22 protein-coding genes and 1 tRNA gene are annotated in these 18,392 nt (G+C 62.1%); 10 read left to right on the forward strand and 13 right to left on the reverse strand.

Annotation, left to right across the window (positions count from 1 at the left end):
• Positions 1 to 43 precede the first annotated feature (43 nt).
• Positions 44 to 820 carry a bifunctional demethylmenaquinone methyltransferase/2-methoxy-6-polyprenyl-1,4-benzoquinol methylase UbiE gene (gene ubiE, locus AC0L2U_RS13965; protein ID WP_127328341.1) on the reverse strand — a complete coding sequence of 259 codons (777 nt, stop codon included), beginning with the start codon at positions 818 to 820 and terminating at the stop codon, positions 44 to 46.
• A 134-nt stretch (positions 821 to 954) separates the two neighbouring features.
• Between ubiE and AC0L2U_RS13970 the strand changes: the two genes are divergently transcribed.
• From AC0L2U_RS13970 to AC0L2U_RS13980, 3 genes are all read left to right on the forward strand, one after another.
• Positions 955 to 1,929 carry an adenosine deaminase gene (locus AC0L2U_RS13970; protein WP_127266930.1) on the forward strand — a complete coding sequence of 325 codons (975 nt, stop codon included), beginning with the start codon at positions 955 to 957 and terminating at the stop codon, positions 1,927 to 1,929.
• 146 nt (positions 1,930 to 2,075) lie between these two features.
• Positions 2,076 to 2,705 carry a uracil phosphoribosyltransferase gene (gene upp, locus AC0L2U_RS13975; RefSeq protein WP_127266929.1) on the forward strand — a complete coding sequence of 210 codons (630 nt, stop codon included), beginning with the start codon at positions 2,076 to 2,078 and terminating at the stop codon, positions 2,703 to 2,705.
• Between the two features lie 225 nt (positions 2,706 to 2,930).
• Positions 2,931 to 3,494 carry a TIGR02281 family clan AA aspartic protease gene (locus AC0L2U_RS13980; RefSeq protein ID WP_127809337.1) on the forward strand — a complete coding sequence of 188 codons (564 nt, stop codon included), beginning with the start codon at positions 2,931 to 2,933 and terminating at the stop codon, positions 3,492 to 3,494.
• A gap of 84 nt (positions 3,495 to 3,578) precedes the next feature.
• On the opposite strand, the gene deoA is transcribed toward AC0L2U_RS13980, so the two are convergent.
• Genes deoA through AC0L2U_RS14010 form a run of 6 tightly spaced genes read right to left on the reverse strand, consistent with a single transcriptional unit; the run spans position 3,579 to position 9,828 of the window.
• Positions 3,579 to 4,898 (reverse strand): thymidine phosphorylase, encoded by a 1,320-nt coding sequence (gene deoA, locus AC0L2U_RS13985; protein WP_127809338.1) that lies wholly within the window; start codon positions 4,896 to 4,898, stop codon positions 3,579 to 3,581.
• Complete coding sequence (locus AC0L2U_RS13990; RefSeq protein WP_127395407.1) at positions 4,898 to 5,707, reverse strand: purine-nucleoside phosphorylase; 810 nt, start codon at positions 5,705 to 5,707, stop codon at positions 4,898 to 4,900. The genes deoA and AC0L2U_RS13990 overlap by 1 nt, the downstream gene beginning before the upstream one ends.
• A gap of 30 nt (positions 5,708 to 5,737) precedes the next feature.
• On the reverse strand, positions 5,738 to 6,130 hold the full coding sequence (gene cdd / locus AC0L2U_RS13995) for a cytidine deaminase (protein WP_127395406.1): 393 nt from the start codon (positions 6,128 to 6,130) through the stop codon (positions 5,738 to 5,740).
• 56 nt (positions 6,131 to 6,186) lie between these two features.
• Entirely contained in the window at positions 6,187 to 7,158 is a 972-nt protein-coding gene (locus AC0L2U_RS14000) for an ABC transporter permease (protein ID WP_127266924.1), read from the reverse strand.
• 1 nt (position 7,159) lies between these two features.
• Positions 7,160 to 8,299, reverse strand: coding sequence for an ABC transporter permease (locus tag AC0L2U_RS14005; protein WP_473602048.1), 1,140 nt, complete (start codon positions 8,297 to 8,299; stop codon positions 7,160 to 7,162).
• Complete coding sequence (locus AC0L2U_RS14010) at positions 8,296 to 9,828, reverse strand: ABC transporter ATP-binding protein (RefSeq protein WP_473602049.1); 1,533 nt, start codon at positions 9,826 to 9,828, stop codon at positions 8,296 to 8,298. Before AC0L2U_RS14010 ends, AC0L2U_RS14005 begins: the two co-directional genes overlap by 4 nt.
• Positions 9,829 to 10,057: 229 nt before the next feature.
• Between AC0L2U_RS14010 and AC0L2U_RS14015 the strand changes: the two genes are divergently transcribed.
• Positions 10,058 to 10,264 (forward strand): SlyX family protein, encoded by a 207-nt coding sequence (locus AC0L2U_RS14015; RefSeq protein ID WP_174800349.1) that lies wholly within the window; start codon positions 10,058 to 10,060, stop codon positions 10,262 to 10,264.
• Between the two features lie 22 nt (positions 10,265 to 10,286).
• Positions 10,287 to 10,694 carry a hypothetical protein gene (locus AC0L2U_RS14020; protein WP_127266920.1) on the forward strand — a complete coding sequence of 136 codons (408 nt, stop codon included), beginning with the start codon at positions 10,287 to 10,289 and terminating at the stop codon, positions 10,692 to 10,694.
• On the opposite strand, the gene AC0L2U_RS14025 is transcribed toward AC0L2U_RS14020, so the two are convergent.
• From AC0L2U_RS14025 to AC0L2U_RS14045, 5 genes are all read right to left on the reverse strand, one after another.
• Complete coding sequence (locus AC0L2U_RS14025) at positions 10,689 to 11,150, reverse strand: GNAT family N-acetyltransferase (RefSeq protein WP_127809341.1); 462 nt, start codon at positions 11,148 to 11,150, stop codon at positions 10,689 to 10,691. The genes AC0L2U_RS14020 and AC0L2U_RS14025 overlap by 6 nt on opposite strands.
• Before the next feature lie 115 nt (positions 11,151 to 11,265).
• On the reverse strand, positions 11,266 to 12,255 hold the full coding sequence (locus tag AC0L2U_RS14030; RefSeq protein WP_128288348.1) for a BMP family lipoprotein: 990 nt from the start codon (positions 12,253 to 12,255) through the stop codon (positions 11,266 to 11,268).
• 208 nt (positions 12,256 to 12,463) lie between these two features.
• On the reverse strand, positions 12,464 to 13,129 hold the full coding sequence (msrA, locus tag AC0L2U_RS14035; protein WP_473602050.1) for a peptide-methionine (S)-S-oxide reductase MsrA: 666 nt from the start codon (positions 13,127 to 13,129) through the stop codon (positions 12,464 to 12,466).
• A 100-nt stretch (positions 13,130 to 13,229) separates the two neighbouring features.
• On the reverse strand, positions 13,230 to 13,553 hold the full coding sequence (locus AC0L2U_RS14040; protein ID WP_127266916.1) for a hypothetical protein: 324 nt from the start codon (positions 13,551 to 13,553) through the stop codon (positions 13,230 to 13,232).
• 308 nt (positions 13,554 to 13,861) lie between these two features.
• The gene (locus AC0L2U_RS14045) at positions 13,862 to 14,566 is read right to left on the reverse strand and encodes a hypothetical protein (protein WP_245482561.1); all 705 of its coding nucleotides are present in this window, start codon (positions 14,564 to 14,566) and stop codon (positions 13,862 to 13,864) included.
• A 361-nt stretch (positions 14,567 to 14,927) separates the two neighbouring features.
• On the opposite strand from AC0L2U_RS14045, the gene AC0L2U_RS14050 reads away from it, so the two are divergent.
• Positions 14,928 to 15,017, forward strand: a tRNA-Ser gene (locus AC0L2U_RS14050).
• 99 nt (positions 15,018 to 15,116) lie between these two features.
• On the opposite strand, the gene AC0L2U_RS14055 is transcribed toward AC0L2U_RS14050, so the two are convergent.
• On the reverse strand, positions 15,117 to 15,314 hold the full coding sequence (locus tag AC0L2U_RS14055; protein WP_473602051.1) for a hypothetical protein: 198 nt from the start codon (positions 15,312 to 15,314) through the stop codon (positions 15,117 to 15,119).
• 80 nt (positions 15,315 to 15,394) lie between these two features.
• Here AC0L2U_RS14055 and AC0L2U_RS14060 point away from each other — a divergent pair, with 80 nt between their 5' ends.
• From AC0L2U_RS14060 to AC0L2U_RS14075, 4 genes are all read left to right on the forward strand, one after another.
• A complete protein-coding gene (locus AC0L2U_RS14060; protein WP_348639501.1) occupies positions 15,395 to 15,625 on the forward strand; it encodes a helix-turn-helix domain-containing protein in 231 nt (76 codons plus the stop codon).
• Between the two features lie 741 nt (positions 15,626 to 16,366).
• A complete protein-coding gene (locus tag AC0L2U_RS14065) occupies positions 16,367 to 16,777 on the forward strand; it encodes a hypothetical protein (RefSeq protein WP_473602052.1) in 411 nt (136 codons plus the stop codon).
• Positions 16,778 to 16,826: 49 nt separating this feature from the next.
• The gene (locus AC0L2U_RS14070; protein WP_473602053.1) at positions 16,827 to 17,132 is read left to right on the forward strand and encodes a hypothetical protein; all 306 of its coding nucleotides are present in this window, start codon (positions 16,827 to 16,829) and stop codon (positions 17,130 to 17,132) included.
• Positions 17,133 to 17,396: 264 nt separating this feature from the next.
• A complete protein-coding gene (locus AC0L2U_RS14075; RefSeq protein ID WP_473602054.1) occupies positions 17,397 to 18,389 on the forward strand; it encodes a YecA family protein in 993 nt (330 codons plus the stop codon).
• The last annotated feature ends 3 nt before the right edge of the window (positions 18,390 to 18,392 follow it).

Below are 18,392 nucleotides of genomic sequence, written 5' to 3' on the forward strand. Positions count from 1 at the left end.
AACCGGCATAGCACGCGTCGGTTGTGAGAAATGCGGCCCGGCCTCAAAGCTTCCAGCCCGAATGAAGTGCTGCAATACCGCCGGAGTAGTTGCGGAAGGAAACGCGGTCGAAGCCGGCGCGGGAAATCATCGTCGCGAAATTCTGCTGATTGGGAAACCTGGCGATCGATTCGACCAGATAGGAATAGGGTTCGCCGTCGCCAGTGACCATCTTGCCGATCTTTGGAATGGCGTTGAACGACCAGGCTTCGTAGGCCTTGTCGAGAAGCGGCATCTCGACCTCGGAAAACTCCAGGCACAGGAAGCGCCCGCCGGGCTTCAGCACGCGAAACGCTTCGCCCAAGGCCACTTCGATGCGCGGTACGTTGCGGATGCCGAAAGCGATGGTGTAGGCATCGAATGTGGCATCAGGGAAGGGCAGTTCCTCGGCATTGGCCTCGACGAAATCGGTGTTGCCGGACAGGCCCTTCTTTTCGGCCCGGTCGCGGCCGACGGCCAGCATCGAGCCATTGATGTCGAGCACGGTGGCATGGGCATTGCCGTGGCTGGCATCGACGATGCGGAAGGCGATGTCGCCGGTGCCGCCGGCAACGTCCAGCACGCGCCAGCCGATCCTTTTGGGAGGATTGAGCCAGGTGACCATGGCGTCCTTCCACAGCCGGTGCAGGCCGGCCGACATCAGATCGTTCATCAGGTCATAGCGGTTGGCGACCTTGTGGAAAACATCGTTGACCAGGGACTGCTTGTCGCCAGCCCCTACACGCTTGAAACCATAGGAGGTTTCCATGCCGCCCGCGGCCGTGGTTCTCTCAACTGACATTTTTTTGATCCGTCATAAAACCGGCGGGACCATAGCCGATCGATGGTGCGGGCGCTATTGTTTAAGGCGCGGTGTTCAGCCGCGCTTCCAGGTGGCGGGTTTTCGAGACCTGGACGGACCGACGGGATGGTTGAATGCCTTTGAAAGCGGAACTGCACTGCCACATCGAAGGGGCAGCGGCGCCCGAACTCGTCATCCGCCAGGCGCAGAAATACGGCAAGGACACCTCGCCCTATATCCAGAACGGTTCCTTCGTCTGGCATGATTTCACCTCCTTCCTGGCGGCTTATGATTTTTCCGCCGATCTGTTCCGGACCGAGGAGGACTATGCGCGGCTGGCCGACCATTATCTGACCAGTCTCGCTCGCGACGGCGCCATCTATTCCGAGGTGTTCACCTCGCCGGACCACGCGAAAAAGGCCGGCCTGTCGCCCAAGGCCTATACCGATGCGCTCGGCGAAGGCATGGCCCGCGCCAAGGCCAAGACCGGCATCGAGGGCCGCATGATCGTCACCGGCGTGCGCCATGTCGGCGTCGAGTCGATCGAGCAGGCGGCGCGCTTTGCGGCGCGCTGCGGGCATCCGCTGGTCACCGGTTTCGGCGTCGCCGGCGATGAGCGCATCGGCGATATGGAGGACTATGTCAGGGCTTTCGAGATCGCCCGCGAGGCCGGGCTCGGCATCACCATCCACGCCGGCGAATTGACGGGCTGGGAGACCGTCCAGGCGGCGCTCGATCATATCCGTCCGTCCCGCATCGGCCATGGCGTGCGCGCCATCGAGAACCCGGACCTCGTCCGGCGCATCGCCGACGAGGGCGTCGTGCTGGAATGCTGCCCCGGTTCCAACATCGCGCTCAAGGTGTTCGACAGTTTCGCCGATCATCCATTTCCGGCCCTGCAGGCGGCCGGCTGCAAGGTGACGCTCAATTCCGACGATCCGCCCTATTTCTGGACCTCGCTGAAGCGGGAATACGACATTGCCGCCGAGCATTTCTCGATGAACGAAAAGGCGCTGGCCGCCGTCACCCGCACCGCCATCGAAGCCGCTTTCGTCGATAGAAAGACGAAGACCGCGCTTCTTGCCCGGTTGAACAGCGCGGCACGCTGATTTCCGCCGACAAAGCTGTGGTCGGTGCGGGCCAAGCGGTTCCTTGGCCGGCGCATTGCCGCTAGGGTTCGCTCAGGCAGCTTGAAGCGCGGCGCGTCCGAAAGGGCCATGCGCGCATTTTCGGGCGCAGGCATCAGGAGAACACCATGCAGGGCGTCACCGTCGTCGACCACCCGCTTGTCCAGCACAAGCTGACCATCATGCGCAAGAAGGAAACCTCGACGGCCGGCTTTCGCCGGCTGCTGCGCGAAATCTCGCTGCTGCTCGGATACGAGGTCACCCGCAACCTCGAACTGACGACGACGACCATCGAGACGCCGATGGAAACCATGGAAGCGCCGACGCTTGAGGGCAAGAAGCTGGTCTTTGCCTCCGTGCTGCGCGCCGGCAACGGCTTGCTGGAAGGCCTGCTCGACCTGGTTCCGGCGGCCCGCGTCGCCCATGTCGGTCTCTACCGCGATCACGAAACGCTGGAAGCGGTCGAATATTTCTTCAAGGCGCCGAGCGATCTCGCCGACCGGCTGGTGATCGTCGTCGATCCGATGCTGGCCACCGCCAATTCGGCGATCGCGGCGATCGACAAGCTGAAAGAGCGCGGCGCCACCAACATCCGTTTCCTTTGCCTGCTGGCGGCGCCCGAAGGCATCGAACGCTTTCTCAAGGCGCATCCGGACGTTCCCGTCTTCACCGCTTCGATCGACCGCCAGCTCAACGAGAAGGGCTACATTATGCCCGGCCTCGGCGACGCCGGCGACCGCATGTACGGGACCAAGTAATACCAGGCAAAGTCACCTGGTGCGATTTACCAAATGTTTACGCAAAGGCGCGGTTTTGGCGCGCGTTAAAGCGGCAAACACCATCCGGGTCTAACGATCGGCTGTCACTACGGCGCCGCGCGTCCATTTCGGACGCGCAAAGGACGCTGTAGCACTTTGATATGCGCGTGAGCCTTTCCGAAAATCGATCCCGATTTCCGGGGGGTCATGCGGCGAGGCCGATCCATGCTGCGCAAACTTCTGATCCTCGCCGTTTTCGCCGGTTCATCGGCATCGATACCGATTGTGTATCAGTCCAATCCGCAACTCGTCGAAAACCTGCTGAGGTCGGCGGTGCCGGGCAAACAAGCGGTCGAAGCCCAACCGGGCGTCAATCTGGCATCGGTCCCCAACAAGCCCGCGGCACCGCTGCCGATGGGCCGCAAGGTGGTCGTCGCGGCAGACGAGCGCGGACACTTTTCATCGGGCTTCAAGCTCAATGGACGTCAGGTCGACGGCATGGTCGACACCGGCGCGACATTGGTCGCCATCAACATGTCGACGGCACGCCGAATCGGCTTGTCGCTGAATGCTTCGGACTTCAGCCACGAGGTCAACACGGCCAACGGCACCATCAAGGCGGCCGTGGCCATGATCGACCGCCTGCAGATCGGCAACATCACGGTCAATGACGTCCAGACCATCGTGCTCGACGACAGGGCGCTGCGCACCAATCTGATCGGCATGAGCTTTCTCAACCGGCTCGACAAATACCAGGTCGAGAACGGCACGCTGCTGCTCGTCCAGTAAGGCTATTCGTTTTCCGCAATTTCCAAGGGAAAGCGCTATGCGCTTTCCCGGGAAAACCGGTCCACCACTTTTCCTGGAATTGCTTCAACCGCGCGGCAGAATCCGCCGGATGACCGACTTGTCGGCGGGCGGCTTCGAGGCGCCGACCGTATAGGCCGAAAGCACGGTAGCCGCGGCGGCCTCGGCATCGGCCGATGAGCGGGCATGGATCAGCGCCAGCGTCTCGCCGGCCCCAACCTCCGCACCGACCGGCAACAGCCTGGTGATGCCGACCGCGGGGTCGATCTTGTCGTCCGGCCGCGTGCGTCCACCTCCCAGGCCGACCACGGCGAGCCCGATATCGCGGGTGGCGATGCCGGTGACGAAGCCGTTTGCGGTCGCCTTGACGGCAAATTCGATCGCCGCCGCCGGCAGATACTTTTCCGGTTTCTCGATGAAATCGGCGGGGCCGCCAAGCGCGGCCACCATGCGTGCGAAGGTGGCGGCGGCGCGGCCGCTGGCGAGTGTCTCGGTGGCGCGCCGCATGCCATCCTGGTTGGACGACACCAGCCCGGCCGACTGCAGCATTTCGGCGGCCAGCGCCAGCGTCACGTCCTCGAGCCGACGGTCACGATACCGGCCGGTGAGGAAATCAACGGCGTTGCGCACCTCGACGGCGTTGCCGGCGGCCGACGCCAATGGCTCGTTCATGCCGGTGATCAACGCCGAAGCCTTTAGTCCGGCGCCGTTGGCGATCTCAACCAGGCTGTTGGCGAGTGCGGTGGCGTCGCGCGATTTTTCCATGAAGGCGCCGTTGCCGACCTTGACGTCGAGCACCAGCGATTGCAGCCCGGCCGCCAGCTTCTTCGACAGGATCGAAGCGGTGATCAGCGGCACCGATTCGACCGTGCCGGAGACGTCGCGGATCGCATAGAGCCGTCGATCGGCGGGCGCGAGGTCGGCGGTCTGGCCGATGATGGCACAGCCTGTTTCGAGCACCGCCTTGCGAAACAGCGCGACGTCGGGCTGGCTGATGTAGCCGGGGACGGCGTCCATCTTGTCCAGCGTGCCGCCGGTGTGGCCGAGGCCGCGGCCCGAGATCATCGGTACATAGGCGCCGCAGGCGGCGACGATCGGCGCCAGCATCAGCGAGACATTGTCGCCGACGCCGCCGGTCGAATGCTTGTCGGTGACCGGGCCGGGCAGGTCCGACCAGTCGAGCACATCGCCGGAATCGCGCATCGCCAGCGTGAGCGCCACGGCCTCGTCGCGGTTCATGCCGTTGAAGAACACCGCCATGGCGAAGGCGCCGGCCTGGCCATCGGTGACGGCGCCCGACGTCACGCCCGCGACGAAGCCGGCGATCTCCTCTTCCGACAGCCTGAGGCCATCGCGCTTGCGGCGGATGATTTCCTGGGGAAGCATCAGGTCTCCAGCAGTCCGTCGTGGAACACGCGCTGCAGGATCGTTGCGAGCCGCGCGCCGCCTACCGGTGCCATGTCCTTGGTCTCCTGGTGCGATAGCTCGGCCCCGGTCATGCCGGCCGCCAAATTGGTGATGACCGAACAGGCGGCGACGCGCAGTCCTAGGAAGCGGGCGAGAATGACCTCCGGTACGGTCGACATGCCGACCGCATTGGCGCCCATGATGCGCGCCATGCGGATCTCGGCCGGCGTTTCGAAGCATGGGCCGGAGAACCACATATAGACGCCCTTGTGCAGGGTGGTGCCGGTCGCATTTGCCGCCCGCTCGATGGCCTGGCGGATGCCGGCATCATAGGCTTCAGTCAGGCCGACGAAACGCCGGTCGCTTGGTTCGCCGATCAGCGGATTGGTGCCCGAGAAATTGATGTGGTCCGATATCAGCATCACCGAGCCCGGCGGCATGTCCGGATCGACCGAACCGGCGGCATTGGTGAGGATCAGTTTCGTGATGCCGATGCCGGCAAGCACTTCCAGCACCGGCCGCATCGCCGCGGCAACGCCGTGCTCGTAGTAATGGGCGCGGCCCGACAGCATCAGCACCGGCACGCCGGCAAACAGCCCCGCCACCACCTCGCCGGCATGCCCGGTGACACCGCTTCTGGGAAAACCGGGCAGGTCGGCATAGGAGATGCGGATCGGGCCCTCGATCTGGTCGACCAGACCGCCGAGGCCCGAACCGAGCACCAGTGCCGTGGCGGGCGCCAAGCCGTCCAGCCTTTCGACGAGATGATCCAGGGTTTTTTCCGTCATCGCTGCCAGCTGTCCATTTGAGCCCGTTGTTCATTTCAAAATATCGCCGCGGAAACCGTAAGGCAGCATGTCGCCCATGGTCACGGTCTCGGCCACACCTGCATTGTCGCAGAGATAGAGCTTTGTTTCCGGCTGGCAGAATTCGGCCAGCCGCTGCCGGCAGCCGCCGCAAGGCGAGCATTTCGCCATGCGTTCGGCGATGACGGCGATTTCCACGATCTTGCCGCCGCCGCCCATGATGTAGTGGCCGAGCGCCGTGGTCTCGGCGCACCAGCCTTCCGGATAGGAGGCGACTTCGATGTTGGCGCCGGTAAAGACGCGCCCGTCCTCGGTGCGCAAGGCAGCGCCGACCGGAAACTTAGAATAGGGCGCGTAGGCCTTGGCCATGGCGGCCTTGGCGGCCTCGAACAGATCATGCGACATTCAGGTGTTCTCTCCGATGATCGTGTTCAAAACCCGGCGCAAAGCCGACCCGTCGCTCAACGTTCCTTGACATAAGGCACGCCGCCGGCGCGTGGCGGGATTGCCTTGCCGATGAAGCCGGCGAGCAGGATGACGGTGAGGATGTAGGGCAGCGCCTGCATGAACTGCGCCGGCACCTTGCCGATGATGGGCAGCGGTGATCCCTGCAGGCGGATCGACGCCGCGTCCAGGAAGCCGAACAGAAGGCAGGCGAACATGGCGTTGACCGGCTTCCACTTGGCAAAGATCAAGGCTGCCAGCGCGATATAGCCCTTGCCGGCGGTCATGTCCTTCACGAAGCCGCCATTTTGCACCATCGACAGGTAGGCGCCGGCAATGCCGGTGAGGATGCCGGTGCAGATCAGCGCCCTGTAGCGCAGCCAGGCGACCGATATGCCGGCAGTATCGACGGCGGCCGGGTTCTCGCCTACGGCGCGCAGCCTGAGGCCAAAACGGGTGCGAAACAGCACCCACCAGGTGAACGGCACCATCAGGAAGGCAAGATAGACCAGGATCGAGTGGCCCGACAGGAGCTCGGCATAGATCGGTCCGATGATCGGAACGCCGCGGATGGCCTCGGCGCCCGGCAAGGTGATGGCCTCGAAGCGCTCGCCCGGTTGCAGCGCCGGCGTGCGCCCGCCCTGCTGGAACCAGGCCTGGCCGAGGATGATGGTCGAGCCGGCGGCGATGAAATTGATCGCCACGCCGGAGACGATCTGGTTGCCGCGATGGGTGATCGAGGCAAAGCCGTGGATCATGGCAAAGGCGACCGAGATCAGGATGGCCATGCCGAGGCCGAGAAAGGCCGAATGGAACACGGAAGCGGCGGCCGCGCCGGCGAAGGCGCCGACCAGCATCTTGCCTTCGAGACCGATGTCGAAGATGCCGGCGCGTTCCGAATAGAGGCCGGCGAGGCAGGCAAGCAGCAGCGGCACCGAAAGGCGGATGGTGGAGTCCAGTGTCTGGATGATCGCGTTGAACACATCCATCTCAGGCACCTTTCCCCTTGACCGCTTCCATGCCCACCGATCGCGGACTGAACGAGGCGAACAGCGCCTGGATGTAGGGCCGGAACATGTGCTCGAGGGCACCGGCAAACAGGATCACCAGGCCTTGAATGATGACGATCATGTCGCGGCTGATCGCCGGCATCTCGAAGGCGAGTTCGGCGCCGCCCTGGTAGAGCATGCCGAACAGGATCGCCGCCAGCACGATGCCGACAGGGTGCAGGCGGCCCATCAGCGCCACGGCGATGCCGACGAAGCCGGCGCCGGAAACGAAGTCGATGGCGACATTGTGCTGATCGCCCATCACCGGATTGAGTGCCATCATGCCGGCCAGCCCGCCCGAGATCATCATGGCGGTGATGATGATGCGGGTTTCGGAGATGCCGGCATAGCGTGCCGCTTTCGGGCTGTGACCGTAGGTGCGCATTTCATAGCCGAGCTTGGTGCGCCAGATCAGCAGCCAGACCAGGAAGGCCATGAGCAGCGCCAGCAGGAAGGTGACATTGAGCGGCGCCGAACGGATCTTGGCGCCGAACAGCTCGATGATCCAGTTGAGCTTGGGCAATTCCGCGCCGGCGAGGAAGTTACGCGTCTGCGGCGCTTGCGAGGCGGCTGGCTTCAACGGGCCGACCAGCAGGTAAACCATGATCGAGGCGGCGATGAAGTTGAACATGATGGTGGTGATGACGATGTGCGAGCCACGCTTGGCCTGCAGATAGGCCGGGATGAGCGCCCACAATGCGCCGACCGCCGCCGCGGCAATGATCGCCAGCGGGAAGGTCAGCCACCATGGCAGTGTGCTGTCGAAGCTCAGGCAGACGATGGCGATGCCGAGGCCGGCGATGTAGGCCTGCCCTTCGGTGCCGATGTTGAACAGGCCGCAATGCGCGGCCACCGCCACCGAAAGCCCGGTGAAGATGAAGGTGGTGGCATAAAAGAGGGTGAAGGCGATGCCTGTGCCTTTGCCGAAGGCGCCCTCGACCAGGATGACGGCTGCGCGCAACGGATTCTCGCCGACCAGAAGCACGACGAAGCCGGCGACGACGAAGGCGACGAACAGATTGATCAGCGGGATCAGGCCATAGTCGGCCCAGGCCGGCAGTTTGGCGTAAGGCGCGCTCAAAGTGCTGCCTCCTGGTGCTCGATGCCAGCCATCAGCAGGCCGAGTTCGCCCTCGGTCGCTTCGGGACCGCGCTCGCCGACGATGCGGCCGGCAAACATCACCAGGATACGGTCGGACAGCGAACGGATCTCGTCCAGCTCGACCGACACCACCAGCACCGCCTTGCCCTGGTCGCGCATGGCGATCAGGCGCTTGTGGATGAATTCGATGGCGCCGACATCGACGCCGCGTGTCGGCTGGCCAACGATCAGAACACCAGGGTCCTGTTCCATCTCCCGCGCCAGCACGATCTTCTGCTGGTTGCCGCCGGAGAAATTGGCGGTCTTCAGCCGGCAGTCGGCCGGGCGGATGTCGTATTTGGCGATCTTGTCCCTGGCATCGTTGCGGATGGCATCGATGTTGAGGAACGGCCCCTTCAAATAGCGGGGATCATCGTGATAGCCGAGGATCGAATTCTCGTTCTCCTCGAAGGCCAGCACCAGGCCGACGTGATGGCGGTCCTCCGGCACATGCGCCAGGCCGCGGTCGCGCAGTTCGCCCGGGTCGGCCGCACCGGTCAGGTCGATCGGCTTGCCGTCGAGCATGACCGAGCCGGACACCGCACGCCTGATGCCGGAAATCGCCTCGAGCAGTTCGGATTGTCCGTTGCCGGCGACACCGGCGATGCCGACGATCTCGCCGGCCCTGATATCGAAGGAGATGTCGTCGACCATGGTTACGCCGCGCGTATCCTTCACCGTCAGGTTCTTGACCGCGAGCTTGACGGCGCCGGCCTCGGCCTCGCCCTTTTCGACCCGCAAGAGCACGCGCCGCCCGACCATCAGCTCGGCCAGTTCCTCGACAGTGGTCTTCCTGGTTTCGCGCGTCGCCACCATCGTGCCCTGGCGCATCACCGACACGGTGTCGGTGATGGCCATGATCTCGCGCAATTTGTGGGTGATCAGCACCACCGTCTTGCCCTGGTCTTTCAATTGCCCGAGGATGCGGAACAGGTGGTCGGCCTCGGCCGGCGTCAGCACGCCCGTCGGCTCGTCGAGGATCAGGATCTCGGCGCCGCGATAGAGCGCCTTCAGGATCTCCACCCGCTGCTGCAGGCCGACCGGCAGCTCCTCGATGATCGCATCGGGATCGACTTCCAGCCCGTATTCGCGCTCAAGCCGCTCCAGTTCGGAGCGTGCCTTGGCGATGCTCTTCTTCAAGAGCGCATCGCTTTTGGCGCCGAGGATGACGTTCTCCAGCACCGTGAAATTGTCGACCAGCATGAAGTGCTGATGCACCATGCCGATGCCGAGCGCGATGGCGTCATTGGGGGTCTTGATCGAGGCCGGCTGGCCGCCAACGCGGATTTCGCCGCTGTCGGCCTGGTAGAAGCCGTAGAGGATCGACATCAGCGTCGACTTGCCAGCTCCGTTCTCGCCGACAATGCCGTGGATCGTGCCGCGACCGATCTCAAGATTGATGTCCCGGTTGGCGCGCACCGCACCAAAACTCTTGTTGATGCCGATCAACTCGATTGCGGCTTGCGCCATGCAGCCTGTCCCACTCTTATTTTTTTATCGCTTGGTCAAAACGCCTAGCATGACGCTCCGCCCGTGCCAATTGGCGGAGCCGGTTCACTCTCGACAAATCCCGGTGCGCTTGTCAATTTGCAACGTGGCCGGGGCCTTCACATTCGCTAGTATGACGGCGCCGAAATTCGCATCACGGCGCAAGACATCGCGGTGAACGACATCGCGGTGAGACTGGGGAATTCACATGATCACGCCCGCCGACCGGCTGACGACGCTGGAAATACGCGCCGCCGAGCAGGAGAAGACCATCGAGGAACTGTCCGGCCAGATCGCCGAGCAGTGGAAGGTGATCGAGCGCATGCAGCGCAAGCTCGACGCGCTGACGGATCGCTTCCTGGCGCTGGAGGAGCAGACAGGAGATGAAGTGCCGGTAACCAAGCCACCGCACTGGTGAGGAAAAAGGGAAGGTGCACGCCTTGGTCAGTGAAAGCGATCGCATCGCGCGGGCCGGCGAATATGTGCTCGGTCTTATGAACGACAAAGACCGCGAACGGGCCGAACGTGACCTGGAGGTCGATCCCGCCTTCCGCGACGCGGTCGCGCGACTTGCCGAGCAGATGTATTTCTTCGACCGTTACGGAAAACGCGACCTGCTGCCTGGCAGGCATTGGGAACTGGTTACCCAACGCCTAGCCGAGTTACCTCAGATGCGCAGCGTCGAGCTCGGCGGCAATGAGGTCAAACCGCGCACGGTGATCCGAAGCCTGTCCCGGCCACCATACGGCATTGGCGTGCACGCGCTTGGCGGCCGGCGCGGAGTTGTCGTTGCCGCCGGGCTGATGGTGGCGTTCGCGCTGGGCTGTCTCGTCGCGAAGCTGCTATAGGCGAGGCCGGCGCGACATCAGCGCCATCTTCTCGCCGTCCGAGCCGCTTATCTCAACGGTATTCCAGCCGAGAGCCGCGTAGAAATCACGCGCATCCCATGTGTAGAGATGGAGCATCTCGACGCCCCGTGACGCCGCATGGGCTTCCGTTGCCTTGACCAACGCGGTGGCGATGCCTCGGCGTCGATACCTTGCATCGACGACCAACCCGGCCAGCCATGGCGTCAGATCATGTACGGGCTCCAGCTCGTGGCGGACCAGCAGGCATGTCCCGACCGGGGTGTCGCCGATCCGGGCAACGAATGCCGCCTCGAAGCCGTCACCGGCGATCAAGCCACGAAGCCCTGCCGCATCTTCCCCGAGCGTCCTTCCGGTTCCCTCGAAAAACGTGGCCAGGCGCAGCTGGGCTACCGCTGCTACGTCGTGCTCGCCCATGGGTGCGATCTTTGGCTGCATCTGTATCCCGAAACGGTGGCCGGCACGGAGCGAACGTTTCGCTCGATCCGGTAAAGACAAAACCGCCGGGCTGGCGCCCGGCGGTTTGCAGGTCATGTCTGTGTGTTCGTGCCGCTCAATAGGGGCAAGCGTTGTCAGCTGTATAGTCGTGCACTTCGGTCTTGCCGGCAATGATGTCGGCCTTGGCCTTTTCGACGGCCGCCTTCATCACGTCCGTCACCAGCGCCTTGTTGTTGTCGTCCATGGCGTAGTCGACGCCGCCTTCCTTGAGGCCCAGATTCTCGACTCCGCCCTTGAAGGTGCCGTTCTTGCCGTCCATGAAGGCGGTGTAGACGGCGACGTCGACGCGCTTCAGCATCGAGGTCAGCACCTTGCCCGGCTGCAGGCCGTTCTGGTTGGAATCGACGCCGATGCCGAGCTTGCCGGCATCTGCCGCCGCCTGCAGCACGCCGACGCCGGTGCCGCCTGCCGCGGCGTAGATCACGTCGGAGCCCTGGTCGATCTGCGTCTTGGCGATCTCGCCGCCCTTGGCCGGATCGTTCCAGGCAGCCGGCGTGTCGCCGGTCATGTTCTGGATGACATCAGTCGCACCCGCCGACTTGGCGCCGCCGACATAGCCGCATTCGAACTTGCGGATCAGCGGGATATCCATGCCGCCAACGAAGGAGACCTTCTTGGACTTAGAGGCCATCGCCGCCAGGATGCCGACGAGGTAGGAGCCCTCCTGTTCCTTGAACTTCAGCGACCGCACGTTCGGCAGATCGACCTGGTCGTCGATGATGGCGAAGTTCAGGTCGGGGTATTCGGCGGCGACCTTGGTCAGCGCGTCCGTCCAGGCAAAGCCCGCCATAACGATCGGGTTGCGGCCGTCCTCGGCGAAGCGGCGCAGCGCCTGCTCACGCTGCGAGGCATTGGAGACCTCGAATTCGACGTAGGCCGTGCCGGTTTCCGTCTTGAATTTCTCGGCGCCGTTGTAGGCAGCCTCGTTGAAGGATTTGTCGAACTTGCCGCCGAGATCATAGAGGATGGCCGGCTGGACATCCGCGGCGAAAGCCGGAAGAACCATTGCGGTTGCGGCCAGGAGGCCGAGAACGATACGTTTCATGTGATCCACACCCTGTCGGTTATTTTTTCCGTTATGCACCGCATGCCGGCCCGGTTCTCCGGCAGGCATACGACGTCAGCCAGGAGTGTACTCCCTCCCGCTCGGCGGCAATCTGGCATGGTCCGAAACAAAATTCACGCGGAATTTTGACCTTTTGGAAAAGCTTGGTGCGGACAAGCCGCACCGCAGCTTGTCCTTGCGCCAAGTGTCAGGCGGAGGCAGCGGCAGGGATGGCGCAAGCGACGCCGGTGCCTTTGAGGTTGCACGTGCCGTAAGGGTTCTTCGCCAGATATTGCTGGTGATCGGCTTCTGCGAAGTAGAATTCGGCCGCCGGCGCGATCTCGGTGGTGATCCTGCCGTGGCCGGCACCGCGCAGCGAGGTCTCATACGCATCGCGCGAGGCGCTCGCCGCCCGCAATTGCGCCTCGTCGCTCGTGTAGATCGCGGAGCGATAGGTGGTGCCGACATCATTGCCCTGGCGCATGCCCTGCGTGGGGTCGTGCCTTTCCCAGAACAGCTTCAGAAGCCCAGCATAGGAGACGATCTCGGGGTCATGGACCACCAGCACCACTTCGGCATGGCCGGTAAGCCCGGTGCAGGTCTCCTGATAGGTCGGATTGGGCGTGAAGCCGCCGGCATAGCCGGCGGCCGTGACCCAGACGCCTTCGATCTGCCAGAACAGCCGCTCCGCACCCCAGAAGCAGCCCAGTCCGAACATCGCCGTCTCCAGCCTCTCGGGATAAGGACCCTTGAGCGATCTTTTCAAGACCTTGTGCCTGGATGCGGTCGGGATCGCCCTGGCGCGGCCCGGCAGGGCCTCGGAGGGCTTCGGCAGATTGAGCTTCTTGTTCAGCATGTCGCTGAGAAAGAACATGCGCGGCTCCTCTCCGGGTGAAACGCAAGAAGCCGCATGACGGCGGCTTTGTTTGAGCATCGGATTCCCAAAACCGGCAACCGCTTTTGGGTCCGATGCTCTAGGTGGCGGCGAACTGCCCAGCACGCGGTGGCCGCCTGTAGCCTATCGCATAGAGCAGGAAAGCCAGCACCGCGAACACGGCGAAGCCCGGCTGGTTCAGCACCCAGGCGACGGCGCCGTCCCACAGCAGCGGGCTGGCCTTGGTTCGGATGAAGGTTTCGAAGGCGGCCCTCGTGTCGGGCGAGACCGCCAGCCAACTGGTGTTGAGCGGGGTCAGCACCAGCACGGAGGCCGCCACGGTGCGTGTCGCGTCGAGCACCGCCATGATGACGGAAATCGACAGCGCGATCATTGCGGCAAGACGAAAGACGAAGCGAAACATCAGAACCCTCCTCCGGGCTGGTCCCCTCCCGAGGGGCCTTTCAGAGATAGAATGCGCATGGCTGGATCGCAATCGCCATACGCGAATTTGCAGACTCCAAACTCAGGTCAACAGAAGGCCGGACGACAGTCGGTCGGGTAGCTTTTCATTGACATGTGAGGGCAGCTATGCTAACAATTTCGACATGGTGCTGACTTGCGCCGACGACCCGCCGCACAGGCGGGTTTTTGCGTTTGGTGCCTCGCAAACCGACGTGCCGGCCAAGTCTTCAAAGACCGGGTGAACCCGGATTCGTTGCTCTGCGCGAATTATGCGGCCGGCTTCCTTTTGCGCCGATGGACACGCCAGACGGCGAAAACGCCGCCGCCAATGGCGCCGATCACCAGGCCGGCCAAGCCGGTGAACACGGCGAAATAGCCGCAGGCGCCCTCGAAACAGCTCATCTTGGTGGCATCAGCGATCACCGAGCCGATGGCGAATCCGCCCACGGCGCCGATGACCGCGCCCAGGACGATGCCGAGCAGCGCGGCGACGACCGAGACGAAGACAGGCGGGCTTTCGGTTTCCGGATTGACATAAACGGCATCGGCTTCGGATCCACGGCGCAGCAGATAGATGCAGAGGAACCCGATGGCGATTTGAGCAGCGGTGATGGCAAGCGCCTGGCCCGAAAAGACGAAATCCGAAATCGTCAGTGCACAGGCCTGCCAGGCCACCAGCCAGATGATTGTGGCGACCTGCCAGATGGTGAACTGGCGCGGGAAACGGGCCGAGCGGCCGAAGGCGAGGCCGAGCAGGTAAAGCCCCCACAGGATGGTGACGATGTCGACGGCGAGCCCGCCATAGACAAGGTAAAACACGCTGTCTGGCAGGCCGGTGGCGCCGACCGCGGGCCAGACGGAGATCAGGCCGTAGACCGACCACGCCATGACGAAGACGAGCCAGCCCACCGGCACGAAGGAAAGCCCGCTGTCCGGCCGCCTGACTGGCGTCTGTCCATTGCTCGATGTCATGTGCGCACGATGCCCCCGCAAAGCCTCGGCACCCGACAGGCAACTTCGGGGGAAGTCAAGGGCGGCCGGCCCGGCGGTCGTGCCTGTGCACACCATTGCAGCGGCGGCGCCCGTAAAAACGGGCATGCCGGCCGCGTTGTGAAACACTGTGTGGCCGGCAAAGCGAATAGACTGCCGTTATGGCTTGGCATTCGGCGCCGGATCGACTAGATGAGCCCCGCGCCTGTTGCTTCGACGGCTCAGGTGCGGGGAAGGGCGTTCGCTGGTTGGCGGCGCCGACGGCGGAAGTTCCGCCTTGCCCCAAGGGAGGTGCATCTCCCCAATCCGCGCGGCAAAACCGGCCGACGCGACATGCATGGACGGAGAGGTGGCCGAGTGGTTGAAGGCGCACGCCTGGAAAGTGTGTTTACGGGAGACCGTAACGCGGGTTCGAATCCCGCTCTCTCCGCCATCCTGTATTGAAATCGTTATATAAAATTGCGTTTTCGAATTGCAACATAACCAACAACATAAAGCCCGCCGAAGCGGGCTTCTGTTTTTCGGCTTGGGCTTAGTTGGCCACCAGCACTTCACCCAAAATCGTGAGATACGGCACATCGCAGTCATCCTGACGGAGGACGCCATATAACTCCCCCAACCGGCCAGCCTTGTGGCGCGTCATCACCAGCGCCGGCATCGACTGGTCTCTGTGCGTGACCATTTGGCCGACGTTGAATTTCCAGCTCTCATTAACTGCGTGGGTGTTCATGGTTCGCTCCTCGTTGCGCTTGAGTCCAATGTCGGACATAATGTTCAACGTACACTTCAATGTCAACAAGGAATACAACGTTGGACATAAAGTCGATTTCGCCGGGGCAGTGTAGGGCTGCCCGTGCCCTGTTGGATATGGATCAGAACACGTTGGCTGCAGCGGCCGACGTTTCGCGCGGTGTCATCATTGATTTCGAAAAGGAGAGGCGGGTGCCGGGCAGAAACAACCTAGCAGCTATCCGCGCAGCTCTTGAGGCTGCGGGCGTCGAATTCATCGATCATTCTGGCGTGAGGATAGCCAGCAACTAAAAAGGCCGACGCCCACCGATGCGCCGGCCCACACTCGCCTATAGACGTGATCAAGCGCCTACAATCGATGTGCCAAACTATTTCGGAATGGATAAAATTGCAAAGCTGCGGTTCGTCTATGCGGCGAGCTCAAGACGCCCGGTCGCAGCCACGAATTGCGGTGCAACCCTTCGGAGAGCCGACCCGACAATTATTCTACGCTGACCAAGGCACGAGCCACTGACCAGTTCGACTTCATACACGTCCGGACCTGAGCCTCCGCTTCGCCTCGCGGTATGCGCACGGAACGTTACGAGCCCTGGAAACTGTCCGCTGGCGTGTTCAACAAGGTCACCTAGATTAAATAGAAAATTGTCGTTTGCAGATCGGGCACTTCTCCTGCCGAATGAGATTCGCATTGTATTTCATCTTCTATTCGAGTGTGGTTGAAGAAAACCGCCATCGGCTTTCGGCCGCCTCAATGATCCTGGCTGGCTATTACCGCAACATCGATTTATTAATTTCCACAACCTAAACTGTTAAAGGCGTTTTCGCCTAAACTGCCATTGCCGATTATGCGAAAGCGCCTATTTGTACTCGGGAATATTTCGGCTGGACTCCAAGTTTATTTTATGGAACCCATATCAGCAGCAAACACATGCGGCGCCGGCCATCCTTCTTTTCCTGAAATCGTGATGCGCGCCCTTGCGGGGGCAAAGCTTGCGCTGCATCCTTCGCACAACGTCAGGGGGGCGTCGACGTATGGGCGAACGAGCAAGGATTGCAGCCGTCGCTGTCGTCGCGATCGGCTTTGTTTGGATGTTCAAGGCACGCCCTGACGGAGGCTCTGCGGACAGCATCGCTGCTTCAGGCGTCAATACTGCAGTCTACGAGGGCTGCGCCAAGATTAATGCAAAAGCCGTGCTTGCGTCATGGGATAACACGATAGACAGCATTAGACGCATCGAGGCCAACGATTTCAGCGGACCTGGAATATTCGTACACGTTTCGACCGAAGGCTGGAAGGCTGCGGGTCACGACGGGCAACTGAGCATCGCCATCGCTGCGTATTGCGATGGCGCCGACGCGCATGGCAAGGGCGTGGCCCTCATAAAGGGAAGCTTAAACGAGAACCTCGGTGGCGTGGTTGACGGCAACTACACGAGCCACTGATACATTAGCAATCCCTTGACTAAGCCTTGGCCCGCCCCAGACTCTGCCTATGGCAAGGGGCATCAAGATTGGCGACGAGGTGGCAATCATGGCCACGGTGCGAAGGCGGGTCACGGAGGATCGCGTCAGCGTCACGATACCAAGCTATGGCTTCCCACATTCGATTGTCGACCCGACGACCAAGGTGAAGAAGGGCCAACCCATCGAGTTGATCGGCGACGTTACGAGGATCGACGGGGACAAGGTGACCGTCGATCTCGGCGGGCCGGTGACAGTGAAGGACGATGTCGTCCGTCTGGTGAGCGCCTATGTCCCGCCCAAGCGAAAGATCCCGCTTGTCGATAAGCCAACATAGCAGGCGGGCCAGGCGTGCGAGCGCAAGGAGGGGCCGGCGTTTCATGAACAAGGCATTTCCCAAGATGGTGGTCGAACTGTTTTCCATGACGCCACCCAGCATAGAGCCGAAGCGTTGAGCCCGACCGCTCGAAGCAGTAATGTTGCCAGGTGTTCACCGGAGCGCCGCCGCTTGCGCAACATGGCAGCGCGAAAAGAAGGACTGGCTTGGTTCTGAGGGTCGGCGGCAATGACGTTAGTTCTAGCGCTTCTCACGACATCGAAGATGGAATGGATCGTAGCGTCCGATCGCCGGCTTACGGCAAATGGCCAATTGGTCGACGACGATTTCAACAAAGCGATTTTTGCCGCGAACCATCATTTCAAATGCCATGTGGCGTTCACGGGTCTTGCGCGGGCGAGTCGATGGGACACCCAGCTTTTCCTCGAGAAAGAGACAGAAAAGCTGGTCCAACTAGGCCTCAGGCCAGATGAGTTCACGAGCCGTCTATGTGACGCTCTAAACGAGCAGTCGATTAAGCATCCCAATTTCAGAGCACTCAGCGACAAAAACAAGGCCCTGACAGTCGTCATTAACGGTTTCGACTACCGAGCGGATATCCTCGGGCGCACCGTCGCAATTCCTTTTTTGGCAATTATCGAAAACGCCCCGGTGAGCGACCTCAAAGGAGTAAAGCGCACCTATCGACACGAGATCAAAGTGCCTCGCGGCAGGGGATTCGGCGCGTGGGGATCGGAGGAAGGCATCCGAAACACGGATGTAAGCATAATCGAGTCCTTTCTGGAAAAGGATAAGCCGCTCCTCGTTTTGAGGGAACTGGCGATCGAGCGGATGAGGCTAGCCGCCGAACGATTGGAAGAAGCGGCAGCCGCCATCGTAGTGCGCAAAGGCCAGAAAGCCCCAATCGGTGCGATTGGCCCCGATTTTTCGTCTGTAATTTTACGTGCGTTTGAGGGCGCGGACTACCAGCATCACACGCTGAAAGACACTGCCGTCTTTTCGCCGACGTTCATTTCCGGGGGGGCGATATTTAAAGACATGAAAATATGGGGCGGCGACCTGCCTATTTTTAAAGCGCCTCCAATGTTCCGTCGCGGCTCCAACTGTCCGTGCGGAAGCGGGGTGCAATTTCGTCATTGTCATGGGCGCAGAAAAGGTATGGGAATTCCGACTCAGCCTGCGGGGGATCCACCTTGGTGGAAGGACGTTTACGAGGGTGGAAAGCCCGGATCAGGGATGACGAAAGCCTATCGCTGAGAC

This window comes from Mesorhizobium sp. WSM4808 (genome assembly GCF_055811675.1).

What these genes read in the sequence shown, in the direction of transcription:
- deoA (WP_127809338.1), bottom strand. Translation starts at nt 4,898, where the DNA reads ATGCTTCCCCAGGAAATCATCCGCCGCAAGCGCGATGGCCTCAGGCTG.
- AC0L2U_RS13970 (WP_127266930.1), top strand. Translation starts at nt 955, where the DNA reads ATGCCTTTGAAAGCGGAACTGCACTGCCACATCGAAGGGGCAGCGGCG.
- upp (WP_127266929.1), top strand. Translation starts at nt 2,076, where the DNA reads ATGCAGGGCGTCACCGTCGTCGACCACCCGCTTGTCCAGCACAAGCTG.
- AC0L2U_RS14010 (WP_473602049.1), bottom strand. Translation starts at nt 9,828, where the DNA reads ATGGCGCAAGCCGCAATCGAGTTGATCGGCATCAACAAGAGTTTTGGT.
- AC0L2U_RS13990 (WP_127395407.1), bottom strand. Translation starts at nt 5,707, where the DNA reads ATGACGGAAAAAACCCTGGATCATCTCGTCGAAAGGCTGGACGGCTTG.
- AC0L2U_RS14040 (WP_127266916.1), bottom strand. Translation starts at nt 13,553, where the DNA reads ATGTTTCGCTTCGTCTTTCGTCTTGCCGCAATGATCGCGCTGTCGATT.
- AC0L2U_RS14045 (WP_245482561.1), bottom strand. Translation starts at nt 14,566, where the DNA reads ATGACATCGAGCAATGGACAGACGCCAGTCAGGCGGCCGGACAGCGGG.
- msrA (WP_473602050.1), bottom strand. Translation starts at nt 13,129, where the DNA reads ATGTTCTTTCTCAGCGACATGCTGAACAAGAAGCTCAATCTGCCGAAG.
- AC0L2U_RS14055 (WP_473602051.1), bottom strand. Translation starts at nt 15,314, where the DNA reads ATGAACACCCACGCAGTTAATGAGAGCTGGAAATTCAACGTCGGCCAA.
- AC0L2U_RS14070 (WP_473602053.1), top strand. Translation starts at nt 16,827, where the DNA reads ATGGCAAGGGGCATCAAGATTGGCGACGAGGTGGCAATCATGGCCACG.
- AC0L2U_RS14030 (WP_128288348.1), bottom strand. Translation starts at nt 12,255, where the DNA reads ATGAAACGTATCGTTCTCGGCCTCCTGGCCGCAACCGCAATGGTTCTT.
- AC0L2U_RS13980 (WP_127809337.1), top strand. Translation starts at nt 2,931, where the DNA reads ATGCTGCGCAAACTTCTGATCCTCGCCGTTTTCGCCGGTTCATCGGCA.
- ubiE (WP_127328341.1), bottom strand. Translation starts at nt 820, where the DNA reads ATGTCAGTTGAGAGAACCACGGCCGCGGGCGGCATGGAAACCTCCTAT.
- AC0L2U_RS14000 (WP_127266924.1), bottom strand. Translation starts at nt 7,158, where the DNA reads ATGGATGTGTTCAACGCGATCATCCAGACACTGGACTCCACCATCCGC.
- cdd (WP_127395406.1), bottom strand. Translation starts at nt 6,130, where the DNA reads ATGTCGCATGATCTGTTCGAGGCCGCCAAGGCCGCCATGGCCAAGGCC.
- AC0L2U_RS14075 (WP_473602054.1), top strand. Translation starts at nt 17,397, where the DNA reads ATGGAATGGATCGTAGCGTCCGATCGCCGGCTTACGGCAAATGGCCAA.
- AC0L2U_RS14025 (WP_127809341.1), bottom strand. Translation starts at nt 11,150, where the DNA reads ATGCAGCCAAAGATCGCACCCATGGGCGAGCACGACGTAGCAGCGGTA.
- AC0L2U_RS14065 (WP_473602052.1), top strand. Translation starts at nt 16,367, where the DNA reads ATGGGCGAACGAGCAAGGATTGCAGCCGTCGCTGTCGTCGCGATCGGC.